At 75.0% G+C, this 16281-nt stretch carries 19 protein-coding genes; 8 read left to right on the forward strand and 11 right to left on the reverse strand.

Annotated elements, in window-relative coordinates; genetic code table 11:
- Positions 1-23: 23 nt before the first annotated feature.
- The 4 genes from CCE01nite_RS05430 (at position 24) to CCE01nite_RS05445 (ending at position 2620) form a co-directional block, all read left to right on the forward strand.
- A complete protein-coding gene (locus tag CCE01nite_RS05430) occupies positions 24-500 on the forward strand; it encodes a helix-turn-helix domain-containing protein (RefSeq protein ID WP_052103499.1) in 477 nt (158 codons plus the stop codon).
- The gene (locus CCE01nite_RS05435) at positions 475-993 is read left to right on the forward strand and encodes a hypothetical protein (RefSeq protein WP_052103501.1); all 519 of its coding nucleotides are present in this window, start codon (positions 475-477) and stop codon (positions 991-993) included. Before CCE01nite_RS05430 ends, CCE01nite_RS05435 begins: the two co-directional genes overlap by 26 nt.
- Positions 986-2155 (forward strand): DUF6545 domain-containing protein, encoded by a 1170-nt coding sequence (locus CCE01nite_RS05440; RefSeq protein ID WP_141372057.1) that lies wholly within the window; start codon positions 986-988, stop codon positions 2153-2155. The genes CCE01nite_RS05435 and CCE01nite_RS05440 overlap by 8 nt, the downstream gene beginning before the upstream one ends.
- 198 nt (positions 2156-2353) lie before the next feature.
- The gene (locus CCE01nite_RS05445) at positions 2354-2620 is read left to right on the forward strand and encodes a hypothetical protein (RefSeq protein WP_034625319.1); all 267 of its coding nucleotides are present in this window, start codon (positions 2354-2356) and stop codon (positions 2618-2620) included.
- A 122-nt stretch (positions 2621-2742) separates the two neighbouring features.
- Here CCE01nite_RS05445 and CCE01nite_RS05450 read toward each other — a convergent pair whose 3' ends face one another.
- The 5 genes from CCE01nite_RS05450 to CCE01nite_RS05470 all read right to left on the reverse strand — a co-directional run bounded on the left by CCE01nite_RS05450 (position 2743) and on the right by CCE01nite_RS05470 (position 7588).
- Positions 2743-3999, reverse strand: coding sequence for a pyridoxal phosphate-dependent aminotransferase (locus tag CCE01nite_RS05450; protein ID WP_034625322.1), 1257 nt, complete (start codon positions 3997-3999; stop codon positions 2743-2745).
- A gap of 51 nt (positions 4000-4050) precedes the next feature.
- Entirely contained in the window at positions 4051-5367 is a 1317-nt protein-coding gene (locus tag CCE01nite_RS05455) for a hypothetical protein (protein WP_034625325.1), read from the reverse strand.
- A 132-nt stretch (positions 5368-5499) separates the two neighbouring features.
- Positions 5500-6501 carry a UDP-glucose 4-epimerase GalE gene (gene galE / locus CCE01nite_RS05460; RefSeq protein ID WP_034625327.1) on the reverse strand — a complete coding sequence of 334 codons (1002 nt, stop codon included), beginning with the start codon at positions 6499-6501 and terminating at the stop codon, positions 5500-5502.
- Positions 6502-6546: 45 nt separating this feature from the next.
- Positions 6547-7104, reverse strand: a complete 558-nt coding sequence (locus tag CCE01nite_RS05465) for a hypothetical protein (protein ID WP_034625330.1) — start codon at positions 7102-7104, stop codon at positions 6547-6549.
- Between the two features lie 58 nt (positions 7105-7162).
- Positions 7163-7588, reverse strand: coding sequence for a hypothetical protein (locus tag CCE01nite_RS05470; RefSeq protein ID WP_034625334.1), 426 nt, complete (start codon positions 7586-7588; stop codon positions 7163-7165).
- Between the two features lie 138 nt (positions 7589-7726).
- On the opposite strand from CCE01nite_RS05470, the gene CCE01nite_RS05475 reads away from it, so the two are divergent.
- Both CCE01nite_RS05475 and CCE01nite_RS05480 read left to right on the forward strand, forming a co-directional pair.
- Positions 7727-8134, forward strand: coding sequence for a PPOX class F420-dependent oxidoreductase (locus tag CCE01nite_RS05475; protein ID WP_034625337.1), 408 nt, complete (start codon positions 7727-7729; stop codon positions 8132-8134).
- A 120-nt stretch (positions 8135-8254) separates the two neighbouring features.
- Positions 8255-8797 carry a DUF4304 domain-containing protein gene (locus CCE01nite_RS05480; RefSeq protein WP_034625342.1) on the forward strand — a complete coding sequence of 181 codons (543 nt, stop codon included), beginning with the start codon at positions 8255-8257 and terminating at the stop codon, positions 8795-8797.
- Between the two features lie 74 nt (positions 8798-8871).
- On the opposite strand, the gene CCE01nite_RS05485 is transcribed toward CCE01nite_RS05480, so the two are convergent.
- The 4 genes from CCE01nite_RS05485 to CCE01nite_RS05500 form a co-directional block, all read right to left on the reverse strand.
- Positions 8872-9426, reverse strand: coding sequence for a DUF427 domain-containing protein (locus tag CCE01nite_RS05485; RefSeq protein WP_034625345.1), 555 nt, complete (start codon positions 9424-9426; stop codon positions 8872-8874).
- A complete protein-coding gene (locus tag CCE01nite_RS05490; RefSeq protein WP_246056338.1) occupies positions 9423-10613 on the reverse strand; it encodes an L-dopachrome tautomerase-related protein in 1191 nt (396 codons plus the stop codon). Before CCE01nite_RS05490 ends, CCE01nite_RS05485 begins: the two co-directional genes overlap by 4 nt.
- Positions 10610-11758, reverse strand: coding sequence for a glutathione-independent formaldehyde dehydrogenase (locus CCE01nite_RS05495; RefSeq protein WP_034625348.1), 1149 nt, complete (start codon positions 11756-11758; stop codon positions 10610-10612). The genes CCE01nite_RS05490 and CCE01nite_RS05495 overlap by 4 nt, the downstream gene beginning before the upstream one ends.
- A 249-nt stretch (positions 11759-12007) precedes the next feature.
- Positions 12008-12757, reverse strand: coding sequence for a helix-turn-helix domain-containing protein (locus tag CCE01nite_RS05500; protein WP_034625351.1), 750 nt, complete (start codon positions 12755-12757; stop codon positions 12008-12010).
- Between the two features lie 233 nt (positions 12758-12990).
- Between CCE01nite_RS05500 and CCE01nite_RS05505 the strand changes: the two genes are divergently transcribed.
- Both CCE01nite_RS05505 and CCE01nite_RS05510 read left to right on the forward strand, forming a co-directional pair.
- Positions 12991-13653: a DUF4097 family beta strand repeat-containing protein gene (locus CCE01nite_RS05505; protein WP_034625354.1), complete on the forward strand. Its 663-nt coding sequence runs from the start codon at positions 12991-12993 to the stop codon at positions 13651-13653.
- Positions 13654-14035: 382 nt separating this feature from the next.
- Positions 14036-15202 carry a diguanylate cyclase domain-containing protein gene (locus CCE01nite_RS05510; RefSeq protein ID WP_052103503.1) on the forward strand — a complete coding sequence of 389 codons (1167 nt, stop codon included), beginning with the start codon at positions 14036-14038 and terminating at the stop codon, positions 15200-15202.
- Between the two features lie 10 nt (positions 15203-15212).
- Here CCE01nite_RS05510 and CCE01nite_RS05515 read toward each other — a convergent pair whose 3' ends face one another.
- Positions 15213-15743, reverse strand: a complete 531-nt coding sequence (locus tag CCE01nite_RS05515) for a low molecular weight protein-tyrosine-phosphatase (protein WP_034625359.1) — start codon at positions 15741-15743, stop codon at positions 15213-15215.
- 55 nt (positions 15744-15798) lie between these two features.
- Positions 15799-16257, reverse strand: coding sequence for a DUF4214 domain-containing protein (locus tag CCE01nite_RS05520; protein WP_034625363.1), 459 nt, complete (start codon positions 16255-16257; stop codon positions 15799-15801).
- Between the last annotated feature and the right edge of the window lie 24 nt (positions 16258-16281).

Raw genomic sequence — 16281 nt, forward strand, 5'->3', positions numbered from 1 at the left:
AGGTCCTCCCAGGACGGAGCGGCATGTCGGAGCAGGACGAGCCAACCACGGTCGGCGCCGGTCTCGCCGCCAAGCTCGACCGGCTCTTCACGACGATGCGCCCGTCCCCGGACCGCGAGTACACGCACGACGAGGTCGCCCAGGCGATCAGCCGCACCGCCGGGGGCCCGTCGATCTCCGCGACCTACGTGTGGCAGCTGCGCACGGGCCGGCGCGACAACCCGACGAAGCGGCACCTCGAGGCGCTCGCCGCGTTCTTCGGCGTGCAGCCCGCCTACTTCTTCGACGACGAGCGGGCCGGCGAGATCGAGCGGCAGCTCGCGCTCGTCGCCGCGATGCGGGACGCGGGCGTGCGCTCGGTCGCCCTGCGCGCGTCCGGCCTGTCGCAGCAGAGCATCGACGCCCTGCTGCTCATGGTCGAGCGCGTCCGCGAGCTCGAAGGCGTGCACGGCAGGACCCAGGGGGACACGAGAGATGACCAGCGCCCGACGACGGGCTGAGGAGGCGCTCGACGAGCTGGGCCTGCGGGGGCCCGCGACCGTCGACGCGCTCGTCCACCACCTCGCGGAGCAGCGGCAGCGGCCCCTGCTCGTCGAGACGGCACCGGCCGCCTTCTTCGCGGACACCGCGTGCGGGGCCTGGTGGGAGAGCGAGCACCTCGACCTCGTCTTCGTCCCCGAGGACGCGGACCCGGTGCTGCGCGACCACACGATCCGCCACGAGCTCGCGCACATGATCCTGCGGCACCGCGGGTCCGCGTGCGCCGGCGACGTGCTCCGCGAGGTCCTCGCGCGCGTGCTGCCCGACCTCGACCCCGACACCGTGATGGGCTCGCTGCACCGGCGCAGCGACTACGGCGTCGCCGCCGAGCGCGAGGCCGAGGTCCTCGCGTCGCTCCTGACCTTGCGCGACGCGACCGACGCCGACCGTCTCGGGGACCGGGAGGCGGAGGCGCTGCGGCACGCGCTGAGCGGGAGGCTGCGTCGTGGATGAGCTGGTGACCGCGGGGGTCGTGGTCCTGTGGGCCGTGACCGTCGTCGAGGTCGTCCGCGCCCTCCGCGGCACGGGGACCCGGTCGCTGCTCGTGGCGGTCGCCGCGCTCGCCGCGGGCCGGACCCTGGACCTCGACGCGGTCGGCGAGGCGCTCGGGCGGACGACGGCGCTCGCCGCGGTCGAGCACGTGCTCGTCGTGGTCAGCGCCGTGGCCGTCGTCGCGTTCACGCACCGCATCACGGGCGAGCACCGCACCGTTCCGCGGCCGGTCTGGGTCGTGCTCGCGCTCGCGCTCGCGGCGCCGCTGGTCGACGCGGGCGGCGCCCTCCCGGCGACCGCCGAGGACCGGGCCGCGGCGTACGCGTCGTCGGTGCCGTGGCTCGTGCACTGGGTCGCGTTCCTCGTCACGCTCGCCGTCGCGCTGACCGCGGGCGCACGGATCGCGCTGCGCAACGGCCGCCTCGCGCGCGGGGTGCTCGGGGTGCGGCTCATCGGGCTCGGGGCGGGCCAGGTGCTCGGCGTGCTCTACACCGTGCTCAAGGCGCTGCACCTCGGGGCGCTGGTGGTCTCCCCCGGCTCGGAGGTCGGGCTGCTCGGGACCGCGGAGCAGGCGGCGCTGAGCTCGGCGATCCTGCTGGTCGCGGTCGGGCTCGTCGTGGGCTTCGCGGCCACGGTCGCCGCCGACCTCGCGACGCGCCGGCGCCTGTGGGTGCTGTGGCCCGTGTGGGCGGACCTGTGGCCGCACGCGCCGCACCTCGATCACACGCCGCCGGGCCGCCTGCGCACGACCTTCTCGCCCGACGCCCGGATCCGTGAGGTGCGGCTCGTCGTCGAGATCGGCGACGCGCTGCGCGTCCTGAGCCCGTACGTGCCCGCGCACGACCACACCGACCCCGTCGCGCAGGCGGCGGCGCTGCAGCTCGCGTCCCGCCGCGTCGGGCAGGACGTCCCGGCGTCGCCGCCGAGCGGCCCGCGCCCCGCGGAGACCGGGTTCGCGGCCCGCACCCGGGAGCTCTATGCGCTCGCCCTGGCGTGGCCGCGGGCGGCCGCGGTGCGGGCACAGATCGTCCCCGGGGCGGGCGCCGACGGCGACGTCGCCGTGCCCGCGCAGACCCGGGCCTCCGGTGACGGGCGCCCCGGAGCCGGGGAGAGCGCGCCGTGAGCCGCGGCGAGCACGGCGCGAGCCGGGCGGCCACCCCCAGCCCACGCTTGCGGACCTCGACGGCACCCAGCAGGCTCCCAGGGTCGACGACGACGCTGGTGCTGTCAGGGTCACCCCGGACGTACGCGCGCACGACCGACCGCTGACACCACCACGACAGCGGCCGCCACCACCCGAGCAACAGCCCAGGAGGGCAGCATGGACGGAGCGACCCGCACCGAGAGCACGACCGACGAACGCACCCCGGGGCTCACGTCCGAGCGCACCGACGAGCGCTCGCACGACCTGACCGAGGGCATCCTGGCGCCCGACGAGGTGGGGCGCCTCGACCCGGCCGACGAGACCCGCCCGCTCGTCCGGCACGGCTCCGACCTGCTCGACCTCGTCGCCGGGGGCGTGCCGTTCGCGGTCGCGCACGACGTGCGGGCGTCCGCCCCCCGGCCCCCGCAGCCGACCGAGGGCTGACACCGGGCGGCGCAGACGGCGGCTCTGGCCCGGCGGCGGGTGACCGCGGACCCGCGTCGCCCAGCAGTCGCCGCGCTGCGCAGCTGCTCGCGGCGCCGCGACCCCCTCGAGCCCGACCCGCGTCAGAGCCGGCGCTGCCAGTCGACGATGCGGTCGACCGCCTCGCGCACGACATCGACCGACGACGCGAACGACAGCCGCACCCAGTCCCGCCCGGCGACGCCGTCGAAGTCGGTGCCCGGCGTGAGCGCGACGCCCGCCTCGGCGAGCAGGCGCTCGCACCACGTGACCGAGTCGAGCCCCGACGCGCTGATGTCCGCGTACAGGTAGAACGCGCCGTCCGCGGGGGCGACCTGCGTCCAGCCGAGCTCGGGCAGCCGGTCGAGCAGCAGCGCCCGCGACTGCGCGTAGCGCGTCACGTTCTCGTGCGCCGCCGCGTACCCCTCGGCCGAGAACGCCGCGACGCCGGCGTGCTGCGCGAGCGCGGGCGGGCACAGGGCGACGTTGCTCGCGAGCGCGTCGACCGGCGTCACGAGGTCCTCGGGCAGCAGCAGCCAGCCGAGGCGCCAGCCCGTCATCGCCCAGTACTTCGAGAACGAGTTGACGACGACGGCGCCCCCGTCGAGGAACTGCGCGGCCGTCGCCGCCCCGGCGGACCCGACGGTCTCAGCGGGCGCGACTCCCCCGCTGACGGGCACGGGGGTCCGCGGGCTGCCCAGGTCCGGCCCGCCGCCGTCGGGCACCGCGCCGTACGTGATGCCGTGGTAGATCTCGTCGCTGATCAGCCGCACGTCGAACTCCGTGCACCACGCCGCGAGGGCGGCGAGCTCGTCGGCCGCGATCATCGTGCCCGTCGGGTTCGCGGGGCTCGCGACGACGACGCCGTCGAGGCCGCCCGCGTAGTACGCCTCCTGGAGCTGGGCGACCGTCGGCTGGTAGCGCGTCTCGGGACCGCACGCGAGCTCGACGACCTCGCACCCGAGCGACGCGAGGATGTTCTTGTACGCCGGGTACCCGGGGCGGGCCAGCGCGACGCGGTCACCGACGTCGAACGCCGCGAGGAACGCGAGCATGAACCCGCCCGACGACCCGGTCGTCACCGCGACCCGCGCCGGGTCCACGTCGACGCCGTACCAGCGCGCGTAGTGCCCCGCGATGGCCGCCCGCAGCGGCGGCGCACCGAGCGCCTCGGTGTACCCGAGGCTCCCCGACGTGAGGATCTCGATCGCCTTGTCGCGCACGACGTCCGACGCGCCGGTCGACGGCTCGCCCGCGCACAGGTTGAGCACCGACTCCCCGGCGGCTCGTCGGGCGTTGGCGGCCGCGAGGACCTCCATGACGGCGAACGGCGGGACGTGGGAGCGGCGCGAGACCTTCATCCGCCCATCTTGACGGTTACCGGCGCGAACGCCGCCCGGACGGGCCGACCATCACAGCTCGACGCGCTCGAGCAGCGTCGCCTCGTCCGCGGGGCCGGCGACGTGCGCGGCCACGCCACCGACGTCGAGCTCCTCGACGAGGATGCGGAGCATCGCCCGTCCCATGGGCCCGGGCAGCTCGCCCTTCGTGTCCACGACGAGCTCGGCCCCCACGTCGTAGACCATCACGTCGGAGACCCAGTTCGGCGTGTAGAGGTCGGTGTCCGCCAGCTCCGCCTCGCTCAGCTCGGTCCCCTGCTCGTCGACGCGGAAGAAGCGGGTCCCGGCACGACGCAGCGCCGCCACCGCGCCCGGCATGTCCGCCGACCGGACGCGGAACCCCGGGCTCTGGTCCCAGCCGTCCCACCCGCCCTCCGTCGGCGGCCCGAAGACGTCGGGGTCGATCGTCACCCGGGTCGCGCGCGCACCCGGCGCGCCGTCCGGCAGAGCCGCGCCCCGGGCAGCGGGCGACCCCCACGGCCGCGGTCCGGCGAGCGGCGCCGGCTCGACGCCGGAGCCGGACCGGCCGTCAGCGGTGCTCGGCGGCTCGTCAGCTCCGGGCTCCCACCCGCGGTCGGCGAGCTCCGTCAGGAGCCGCCGGTGGACCGGGCCGTACTGGGCGCTCGGCTCGAGCAGCCACGACCGGGTGCCGAGGTCGAGGAGCCCCACGCCGCCGTCGACGAACACGACCGCGAGGTCCTCCTCGGCAGCCGCACCGTGCGGGGGGACGAGGCCGTCGAGCCACAGGTTCCGAGCGCGCACCGCGTAGAGCGCGCTCGGGACCTCGATCTCCCACCACGGCGGCACCGAGGGGTCCGGGCCGAGACCGAGCACCTCGAGCAGGTCGACCACGACCTGCTCACGGAACCGGTGCGAGACCCACAGCACCCCGCAGACGCTGAGGAGATGCACCGGCGTCGACCGGACCGACGCAGCCCACGCGCACAGCGCGCGAGCGGCCTCGACCCGCCACCCCTCCCCCCACTGCTGCACCATCAGGTCGTCCCAGTACTCGGCCGAGGCGGTCGACGAGGCTCCGAACGCCACGAGGCGGATCTCGCCGTCGTGCCGGAAGGCGATCCGGACGTGCTCGCCGGCCTCGACGCCGAAGCCGAGCGCCGGTCCGCCGACCTCGGCCTCGACGGCCTCGACGGGTGGCACGAGCTGCTGGAACCAGAACCAGCCCTCGGGCGCGAGGCACTGCCAGCCGTCGGCCCGCGCCCACGAGAGGGACGGGTCGGGGACGACCGCGCCGAGGCCCACGTTCACCGCGAGGTCCGTCAGGGGCTGGGCCCACCGGGCGAGGAGGAACGACCTGGTCAGCGTCACGCGGCGATCATGCCGTAGCGGCCGGCGCCGGTGGGTCACCGGGAAGCGCCCGGCGTGCGGGTCGGACGGGGTGCGCACAGCGCGTGCGGACCGGTGGCGGCCGGTCTGCTCCGGAGCGCCCGCCGCGCCGGGTCAGCCCGCGAGGTCCGGGAGGACCGACCCCCGCCGCTCGATCCACGCCAGGGAGTCCGCGATGCCGTCGCGCACCGACCGCTGCGCCGTCCAGCCCAGGACCTCGCGGGCCTTGTCGCTGCGGGTGTATGCGCCGGCGGAGTCGCCGGGGCGGCGCGGGTGCTCGACGACGTCGACGTGCTCGCCGGTGACGTCCTCGAACGCGGCGACGAGCTCCTTGACGGTCGTGCCGGTGCCGGTGCCGAGGTTGACGACGGAGTGCCGGTCGCCGGCGAGCGCCTCGTCGAAGCGTTCGAGCGCGGCGACGTGCGCGAGCGCGAGGTCCCACACGTGCACGTAGTCGCGGATGCCGGAGCCGTCGCGCGTGTCGTAGTCGACCCCGGTGAGCGCGAACGGCTGCCCGGCGCGGTGCCGGTCGACGAGCTGGCCGAGCGCGTGGCTCGGCGCCGCGAGCTGCAGGCCGGTGCGCAGCTGCGGGTCGGCGCCGATCGGGTTGAAGTACCGCAGCGACAGGACGCGCAGGTCGGTCGCGGCGGCGACGTCCTCGAGCGCGCCCTCGACGACCATCTTGGTGCGGGCGTAGGGACTCGTGGGGGCGAGTGCCGAGGACTCGTCGACGCTGAAGTCCTCGCTGGGCCGGTACATCGAGGCCGAGCTGCTGAAGATCAGGCGGTGGACGCCGCGCTCGACGAGCGTCGCGACGAGGTCGAGCGCCTTGGTGACGTTGGCCCGGTAGTAGTCGAGGGGCCGCGCGACGGAGTCGGGCACCACGATGAGCGCGGCGCAGTGCACGACGGCGGCGATGCCGGGGTTCTCGTCGAGGACGCGGTGCACGAGCGCGCGGTCGGCGATGTCCCCCTCGTAGAACGTCCGCCCGGCGGTGAACTCCCGGCGGCCGGTGACGAGGTTGTCGAGGACGACCGGCCGGTGGCCCGCGTCGAGCGCGGCCGAGGCGATCGTGCTCCCGATGAACCCGGCGCCGCCGGTGATGAGGATGTCCATGTCTCCCTCTCGCTCGCTACGCGCCTCGTGCAGCGCGGACGTGTGTCAGACCGTGCCCAGGAACCGGGTGACGAGCGTGGTCCAGCGCTCGCGCGCCTCGGCGGCCGCCTCGGGCGACGGCAGGCCGGTGAGCGTCACGACGAGCGACGCCTTCCCGCCGGTCCTCGGCTCGCTCGCGACCGCGACCTCGTACCCGTCGGCGGCTCTGCTGCGCCAGTGCATCCGCCGCTCGGTCGCGCTGAGCCGCGGCTCTCCGGCGGCGGCGGCCCGCACCTCGGGGTCCGTCGCGGCGAACGCCGTCCACCGCTCCATGAGCCCGGCCATCGTGAGCGGTGTCGCCCGGCTGACGCTCGCCTGGAACGTGCCGTCGGGCTGCTGCCCGGGCAGGCGCCGGCCCACGTGCTGCTCGTAGGCGACGGTGACCGACTGCGCCCACCAGCCGGCGCTCTCCGTCCCCGTGCGTGCGAGCTCCTCGTGGACCAGGGTCGCGATCTGCCCGTGGTCGAGGTCCGCGGCGCCGATCGCGTCCATGAACCGCAGCCAGTCGTCCCACGACCGCTGCGTCACCCGCTCGATGGGCTCGATCCGCGGGTTCGTCGCCATCGTGGGCCGTCCTCTCGGGAGCTGTCGGGCGGGGTGCCGCTGCGCTTCCCCGGACAGCCTAGGAGGGCCGGGCGTCCCGTCGGGCCTCGCGGCTGCCGGGGTGGCGACGTGCCGCCTCGTCGGCGTCCTTGAGCCACTCCACCCGGTCCAGGGCCGCCCGGTCCCCCCGGGTGGGCTGACGCCGGTGCTCCGCCTTCTCGCGGCTGCGGCGTTCCGCGAGGACGGCCCGGTACCGCAGGTGGCTCGCCCGGGACTTCTCGAGCGCGTCGAGCGCCTGCAGCAGCTCGGCCTCGGTCCAGTCCCGGGCCCGCCGCGGCGGCCACGGGCTCGTGCGCCGGGCACCGAGGAGCGCGCAGAGGTGCTGCTCGGTGCCGTGGAAGCCGAAGGGTGCGTGCAGGTTCAGCAGCGACCGGAACGAGCTGGCCCGGTATCGCAGCGGCAGGCTCGGGTCGCGCACCCGGCGTGCGGTCGCTGCCCAGCTCACAGCCGGACGGTACCCGAGCCGGTGGCCCGCCGGCCGCGAGCACCGGTGCCTCACCGGGCCGGGACGCGCGTGCCGTGGCAGTCTCGGTGGACGGGTGAGGCTGCGCTCCCCTGCCACCGCGACGAGGGACACCACCCCATGACGAGCCTGCCCACCCACGACTTCCCCGCGCTCGGGGACGAGCGGTTCGTGTCCCTGACGACGTTCCGCCGCACCGGCGAGCCCGTCTCGACGCCCGTCTGGGTGGTCCGCGACGGCGACGAGCTTCTCGTCACGACGCCCGATGACAGCGGCAAGGTCAAGCGGCTGCGGCACACCCCGCGCGTCGAGCTCCGCCCGTGCGGCCGCGGCGGCTCCGTGCCCGACGGCGCCGTCCCGGTGCCCGGCGACGCCCGCCTCGTCACGGACGACGCCGAGGTCGAGCGCCTCTCGGACCTGTTCGCGGAGCGGTACGGGCTGGAGTACCGGGCGTTCATGCTGGTCGAGCGCCTGGCCGCACGCCGCCAGAAGCCGCGCGTGATCGTCCGGATCAGCCCGGCGGACTGAGCCGGAGCTCGTTCCCGTCGGGGTCGGCGACCTCGACCGCGCCGTCCTTGCACCGTGGCGGCTCGACGCGCAGCCGTGTCCCCGCTCAACCGCGGGTCGTCTCGCGCCGACATCCCCTGCATGGACCCCGACGCCGCGGACGCCCCCGTACTGCTCGCCGAGATGCTGCGCACGTCGGTGGCCCCCGCGCTGCGAGAGCTGGGTCTGCGCGGGTCGGGCCAGAGCTACCGCCTGACGAACGCCGGCGGCGACCACGCCCTCCTAGGGATCCAGAAGTCGGTCGCGAGCAGCCGGTCGGCCGCGCTGCTCACCGTCAACCTCGCGTACTTCCCGGGGGCCGACTGGGACGCGGCGCACGCCGCGGGACAGGTCGCGGCCCGGCCGACCGCGAGCGCCCGGTGGATCCCGTCGGGCTGGCAGACGCGCATCGGGCTCCTCGTCGACGAGCCGCACGACCACTGGCTGACCGTGCGCAGCCCGGCCGACGTGTCGGTCGTGAGCGCGCACCTCCTCGCGCTCGTGCGCGACCTCGCCCTCCCCCAGCTCACCGCACGCCTCACGGGTGCGACTCCGCCGCCCGTGCCCGTCGCTCCCGCCGGCGACCGGCCGCGCGTGTGCCCGTGGCCCGAGCTGTGCGGGCTGAGGTGGCCGCCGGACGCGTGACGGGTGCTCGGCGCATCCCGCCCACGATCCGGACCAGACCGGACCGGACCCGGCCGGGCCGCGCCCGAACGCGGTCACCAGCCGCGCGTGCCGTCCGCCCCCTTGAACGGCCCGACGACGCGGCCCGTGCGCCAGCCGCCGTAGAAGTCGCCCGCCTGCGCCTCGACCACCTCGCCGTCGACCGTGCAGCGGGTCATGCGCCCGGGGTAGAGCGCGACGAAGCCGGCGAGCGCCTCGTAGCCCGGGCTCGGGGCGGCGTAGCCCCACGCGGCCTGGCGTGCGCGCACCTCGCGGCCCGCGGCGTCGTGCCCGACGACGTCCCAGTACGTCGCGCGGCCCTTGAACTCGCACCACGAGGTCGCGCCGGGCACCGGGACCAGGGCTCCGGGCGCGACGTCGTCGGGGTGGAGGTAGTACGTCGGCGGGTGCGACGTCTCGAGCACGCGCAGGCTGCGGCGCGTGTCGACGACCACGCTCGCCCCGAGCAGGACGACGACGCGCTCGTCGCTCGGCTCGACGCGCGGCGGGCGCGGGTAGTCCCACACCGACTCCTGGCCGGGCTGCGGCTCGACGGCGGGCCGCCCGCCCGGCGGGGGCGTGCGCGGGCGCCAGGCGCCGGGTGCGCTCACGCGGGTTCGCCGGCGCCGTCGGTGCCCTCGCGGACGAGCCGCACCGGGCCCGCGTCGATCGGCGTGCGGAACAGCGCGTAGGGCTTGGCCCGCAGGTCCTCGCCGCGCTGGTACGTCGCCTGGCGGTGCAGCTGGTTGGCCGTGACGTAGAGGTGCCCGTCGGCGGCGACCGACATCGTGTCCGGCCACAGCAGCCGCGGGTCGTGCACGAGCGTCTCGTAGGACCCGTCGGGCAGGCGGCGCAGGACCGCGTCGTGCTCGTACGCGGTGACGTAGATCCGCCCCTGGTCGTCGGTCTCGAGGCCGTCGGCGCCGGTGCCCTTGTCGCCCTCGTCGACCACGGTGCCCGCGACGGCGGCGTCGTCGAGCGTGCGGTCGACCAGCGCGTCGACCGAGACGCTCCACAGCCGCCGCGACGCGAGCGGGCAGTACAGCAGGCGCTCGCCGTCGTGGCTGATCGCGATACCGTCGGCGCCCATCGCGACGGGCTGCGGGTCCTCGTCGGGCGACGGCTGCTGGACCATCGGCCGGCCCTCGACGACGGGCCGGAACTCGCTCCACGGCAGCGCCTTGGTCGACGGGTGCTCGTGGATGCGACGCCACGCCTCCCCGGTCGCGAGGTCGACGACGATGATCGCGTTGGGCCCGGAGTCCGAGGAGTCGGTGATGAACGCCGTGCCGGCCTCGCCGCGGCGCAGGTCGAAGCGCACGTCGTTGAGGTAGGTGCTCGGCAGCGCGACGGACGGGTCGAACGTGATGACCTGGACGACCTCGTCGGTCGCGAGGTCGACGCACACGAGCTTGGGGCCGCCCGGCGTCGTGGGCCGGAACAGCGGGCTGCCCGTGTCGAGCACCCACAGCCGGTCCGCGGGGTCGACGACGACGCTCTGCACCGACACGAACGCCCCGGCGTCGTCGTCGCCCGACGGGGAGTTCCACGCCTCGTCCGGGTACGGGACGGCGACCCCGTCGCGCAGCTCGGTGACCGTCGCCGGGACGTCGTCGCCCCAGAGCGGGTAGTTGACGAACACCCGGCCCTGTGCGGAGACGCTCACGCCGGTCGGCATGGGGCCGTCGAACGCGTGCACGAGCTCGAGGGTCGCGACGGGCAGGTCGGTCGCCTGCCCGCTGGCCCCCGCGCCCTCGTCGCCCTGCCAGCTGATCGCGGCCCCGCTCGCGCCGCTCACGCCGCCTGCCCCGGGCGCAGCAGCACCTTGGTCCAGCCGTCGACGCGCTTGTCGAACTGGTCGTAGCCGTGCACCGCCTCGTCGAGCCCGAGCTCGTGCGACACGATGAACGACGGCGTCGCGCGCCCGGCGACGATGAGGTCGCGCAGCTGGCGGTTGTAGCGCATGACCGGCGCCTGGCCGGTGCCCATCTGCTGGCCCTTGGTGAAGAACGTGCCGTAGTCGAACCCGATGCGGCCCTGCTGCGCGCCCTCGTCCTGCGCGCCCGGGTCCTCCGGCACGTACACGCCGACGACCCCGATGCCGCCCGTCGTGCGCACGGTCTTCACGAGGTTGTCGAGCACGAGCTCGGGGTGCTCCTCCCCGGAGTGGTCGTGCGCCTGGTAGCCGACGGCCTCGACGCCGCAGTCGGTCCCCCGGCCCTGCGTCGCGTCGAGCACCTGCTCGACGGGGTCGCCGCGGGAGAAGTCGACCGGCACCGCACCGATCTGCGCCGCGAGCGCGAGGCGGTCCGGCTCCTTGTCGACGACGAACACGCGCGCCGCACCCCGGATCATCGCGCTGTGCGCCGCCATGAGCCCGACGGGCCCCGCGCCATACACCGCGACGTCGTCCCCCGGCTGGAGGCCCGCGAGCACCGTCCCGTGCCAGCCCGTCGGGAAGATGTCGCTCAGCATCGTGAAGTCGTTCTCGTGCTCGGTGCCCGCGGGCAACTCGAGCAGGTTCACGGCCGCGAACGGCACGCGCAGGTACTCGGCCTGGCCGCCGTCGTAGGGGCCCATGTTCGCGTAGCCGTACGCGGCGCCGTCGACGCCGTCGGTCGGGTTGGTGCGTGTGCAGAACGACGTCCAGCCCTGCAGGCAGTTCCGGCACGTGCCGCACGCGATGTTGAACGGCACGCTGACCCGGTCACCGACCTTGATGCGCGTGACCGCCGGGCCGACCTCCTCGACGACCCCCATGTTCTCGTGCCCGAGGACCTTGCCCTCCTCGACGCTCGTCCGGCCCTCGTACATGTGCAGGTCGGAGCCGCAGATGTTCGTGGTCGTGATCCGGACGACCGCGTCGGTCGGCTCCTGGATCCTCGCGTCCGGGACCTCGGTGACCTCGACCTGACGGGGGCCTCGGTAGACGACTGCGCGCATGGTTCTCCCTGGGTGGTGGAAGGGGGTGCCGGACTCCGGCCGCGGCGAGGTCTGCACCGCGCACCGGGTCGTGCGTCCAGGTCCCATCGTGGGCACGCGGCTCGCGCGGCCGCATCTCGGCAGCGCACGACCGGGACGGACGCCGTGTCTCGACGCCACCCTCGAGTCGACCAGGTGCGGTGGGGGCACGGTGACGAGGTGCCGACTGACGTGACGTCGCCGGGTGCGTCGGTCGCTGTGCGACGACGCCTAGCGAACGCGGCCGGAGGCGACGGCATCCGAGCGCGGCCCGCCGCCCGAGGAGAGGATGTCGCGAGCCTGCTCCGAGGCGCGCAGGATGCTCTCGCCGACGAACTCCATGAAGCGCGCCATGTTCTCGAGCCGGATGCCTGCCTGTGAGTCGCGCCCGAGGAGGCGGACGCCCTGCCGTGCGGTCGCGGCGACCTCGGCGTGGGACCGGGCGGCGGCCACCATCGACTGGTACCAGACGTCCGCGTCGGCGACGTAGCGCTCGCGACGACCCTCGGCACGCTCGCGCAGGACGAGGCCCTGGCTCTCGAGGAGCGTGACCGCCTTGGAGATCGACGCGGGGCTGACTTCCAGGCGCTGGACGAGCTCCGCCGCCGTGAGGCTGCCCGCGTCGGACGTGTAGAGGCAGGTCAGCACCCCGGCGGCGATGCGCGGCAGGCCCGACTGCATGAACAGCGTCGTGAAGGTCTCCTCGTACTCACGCACCGCCTCGGCGTCGGCCCCCAGTCCTCGTGCGGCCGTCGCCGCGACGCGCGACGGTGCCTGACGCTGCCGGCGAGCGCGTCGCTCGGTGGCGCGGTGCGCGAGGTCGGCCCGGTACGCGGTGGGGCCGCCGTTGCGCATCACCTCGCGGGTGACCGTCGAGGTCGGGCGGTCGATCCGTCGGGCGATCTCCGCGTACGCGAGATCGTCGGCGAGGCCGAGCGCGATCTGCTGGCGTTCCTGCTGCGTGAGCCTGCCACCCGGCACCGTGCTCTCCTCCCGTTCGCGTGTACGGCACCAGCGTAGCGTCCACTGTTCAGTCGTTGCAACGCCGAACGATGACTGCATTGCGTTACTCCTAAGGCCGATGCAACGATATGACCTGCTTGACCTGCGTATACACGTTTGGAGTGCAACAGAGTTCTTGCGTCCATCGTGAACGCACCGTAGCGTTCATCAAGTCAGAAACACCAAGAACCACGACTACGGAGCTGGTCCTCATGCACACGTTCGCCACCCCCACCACCATCACCCTGACCCTGGACGTGCCCGCCGGGCGGGCCCAGGTCATCGCCGCGGACCGCGCCGACACCAAGGTCCAGGTCCGTCCGGCGGACGCCTCGAAGCGTCGTGACGTCGCGGCGGCGGAGCAGACCACCGTCGAGCTGCGCGACGGAGCACTGCGTGTCCTCACCCCGGTCGAGAACCAGCTGCTCGGCCCGTCGGGCTCCGTCGAGGTGACGGTCCAGCTGCCTGCGGGCTCGCACGTCGAGGTGAAGCACGCGGGCGAGCTCCGCGGCGTCGGCCGGCTCGGGGACGTCACCGTCACCGGCTCGTACGGTGCGGTCACGATCGACGAGGCAGCGAAGGCCCACGTCACCGCCGCCGCCGGCGACATCTCCCTCGGGCGCCTCACCGGCCCGGCCGAGATCAGCACCACGAAGGGCGACATCCGCATCAGGGAGGCCGTGCGCGGCACGCTCGTCCTGACGACCCAGGCCGGTGACGTGTCGGTCGGCGCTGCCCCCGGAGTCACCACCTCCCTCGACGCCGGCACGTCGTACGGGAGGGTGCGCAACGCGCTGGCCAGCACCGGAGGCAGCCCCGCACTCCAGATCCGGGCGACCACCTCCGCCGGGGACATCACCGCCCACAGCCTCTGAGGCCGGCACCTCCGCCCAGCCCCTCGGCCGCATCACCGACGACCTCCGCCTGGTCGCCTCCGAGCTCACCACCGACGGCATCCAGCACGGACCCACCGACGATCGACGAGCTGTTGAGGCACGACACCCGGTTCCCCGGTGGCACCAGACAGGCAAGGGCCCCGCTGCGCATCCCGTGCAGCGGGGCCCTTCCTCGGCTCACATCCCGGTCACCGCCGCTGCACCGCACAGGTGACTGCGGCGGCGGGTCGGGTCACCCGCCCGCCGCGCACGAACAGCGGCGACCGACGACACTGGAGACGGCCGGCCGGCGAGACCGGCACCGGGACGGGACGACGACCACGTCGCGCAGGGACGCACGCGGTGGGACGGGGGGCGAACCGTGCGCGCGTCGCCCGGACCCGACTACGAGGCGGTGTTCGACGAGACCCCCGCGCCGCTCCTGCTGATGACGCCGGACCTCGTCATCGTGCGCGCGAACAGGGCGCGCCTCGAGGCCACCTGCACCACCCTCGAGGCGACGGTGGGCAAGCACCTCTTCGACATCTTCCCCGGCAACCCCGACGACCCGGCGGCGGACGGGGTGCGCAACCTCCGCGCGTCCCTGGCGCAGGCGCGCGAGACCAGACTGCCCCAGACCATGGCCATCCAGAAGTACGACATCCCGTTGCCCGACGGCACGTACGAGGAACGGTTCTGGAGCCCGCGCAACGTCCCGATCCTGGACGACGACGGCGAGGTCGCCTTCCTGCTGCACCGCGCGGACGACATCACCGAGTACGTCCGGCACCGCGAGCCGACCGGGCGGGAGTCGGCGCGCGAGTCCCGGTGGCGCCACCGGGTCGAGGAGGTCGAGGCGGACCTCCTCCGGCGGACCCGCGAGCTCACGGAGCTCAACCTGCAGCTGCGGGAGGCGCGCGACGCGCTCGCGCTGCAGGCGCTGCACGACCCGTTGACCGGGCTCCTCGTGCGGTCGGTGCTGCTCGACCGGCTCGCGCACAGCCTCTCCCGCCTCGACCGGCACCCCGGCGGGGTCGCGGTCCTCTTCGTCGACCTCGACGGGCTCAAGGACGTCAACGACACGCACGGGCACGCCGCCGGGGACACGCTCATCACGAGCGCCGCGCGGCGCCTGCGGTCGGCCGTGCGCCCGAGCGACGCGGTCGCGAGGTTCGGGGGCGACGAGTTCGTCGTGGTCACCGACGAGCTCGGGTCGGGCGACGCGACCGCGCTCGCCGGGGCGGTCGCCGAGCGGTTGCTGGCCGCGCTCGGGGAGCCATGCACCGTCGCCCCGGGCGTCGTCGTGCAGCCGTCGGCGAGCATCGGCATCGCCGTCGCGGACAGCAGCGGGCCCACCGGTGTCGTCGACCCGGCCGCCACCGGGGGCGGGCGGCAGCACGCCGGCGCCGCTGGGCGCCCGAGCGCCGACCGCCTGGTGTCCTGGGCCGACAGCGCGATGTACGACGCCAAGCGCGCGGGCCGCCGGCGGTACCGCGTCTACACGCCGACGGGGTCCGAGGCACCCCGCGAGCGCCGCACCGCCGGCTGACCGGCCGCCGTCACGAGCCCGTCGCCCGCCGGTCGAGCTCCCCGCGCACGTGCTCGACGATCGCGTCCGCCGCCGCCTCCACCACGTCGAGGCACGTCTCGAAGTCCTCCGACCCGCCGTACCAGGGGTCGTCGACGTCGAGCAGGTGCTCGGACGCCTCGCCGTCCACGGGCGGCGCCGCCGGGTCGAACGAGCGGTACATCGCGATCCGTCCGGCCACGCGCGGGTCCCCGGCGAGGCGGCGCAGGGCGCGCGCGTGCACCGACGTCATCGCGAGCACGAGGTCGCGGGCCGGCAGGTCGACCGCCCGGACCTGCTGCGCCGTCCGGTGCGGCACCGGGTACCCGTGCTCCGCGAGCACCGCGCGCGCCCGCCGGTCGATGGGGTTGCCGTGCTCCTCGTTGCTGATCCCCGTGGAGTCGACCACGACCCGGTCGCCGAGACCCGCGTCCTCGAACCGCGAGCGCAGCACGACCTCCGCCATCGGGGAGCGGCAGATGTTGCCCGTGCAGACGGTCATGACGCGGTAGGGGGTGCTCATGCGCCCATCATTCGGCACCGGGCGCCGCGCCGCGCTCGCGGCCGCCGGCTGCGCCTCAGCTCGCGCTGCTCGCCCGGTACTCCTCGCTCGACACGAGCGCGGCGACGAGCGCCTCGAGGCGCATCCCGGCCTGCAGCGCGGCCACCCAGTGCGCTCGGCCGGAGGGGTCGGCGGGCCGGCGGAGGAGCTCGACGTAGAGGCCCTCCACGACCGCCGTCAGGTGCTCGGGCGAGTGCAGGAAGTACCGCGCGACGTCGGCGTGGCCGGTGCCCCGCGCGAGGACGCCCTCCCAGTAGTCGACCTCGGCCGCGTCGGGGACCCGCTCGAGGACGGCCTCGTAGACGTCGGTGACCCATGCGCGGTCGTCGGACCCGGCGCGGAACTCCGCCGACGACACGAGGATCGCGTCCAGGTCGAGCAGCTGGAGGCCCGCGCCCGTCGCGGCCAGCCACGTCTCGAGGCCTCCCGGGTCGACCTCGCGGTCCAGGTAGCGCTCGTACGACTCGCGGATCATGCGTCCCCGGTGCTCCGCGCTCGC

This window comes from Cellulomonas cellasea (genome assembly GCF_006538745.1).
In the GTDB taxonomy this organism is placed as follows: domain Bacteria; phylum Actinomycetota; class Actinomycetes; order Actinomycetales; family Cellulomonadaceae; genus Cellulomonas_A; species Cellulomonas_A cellasea.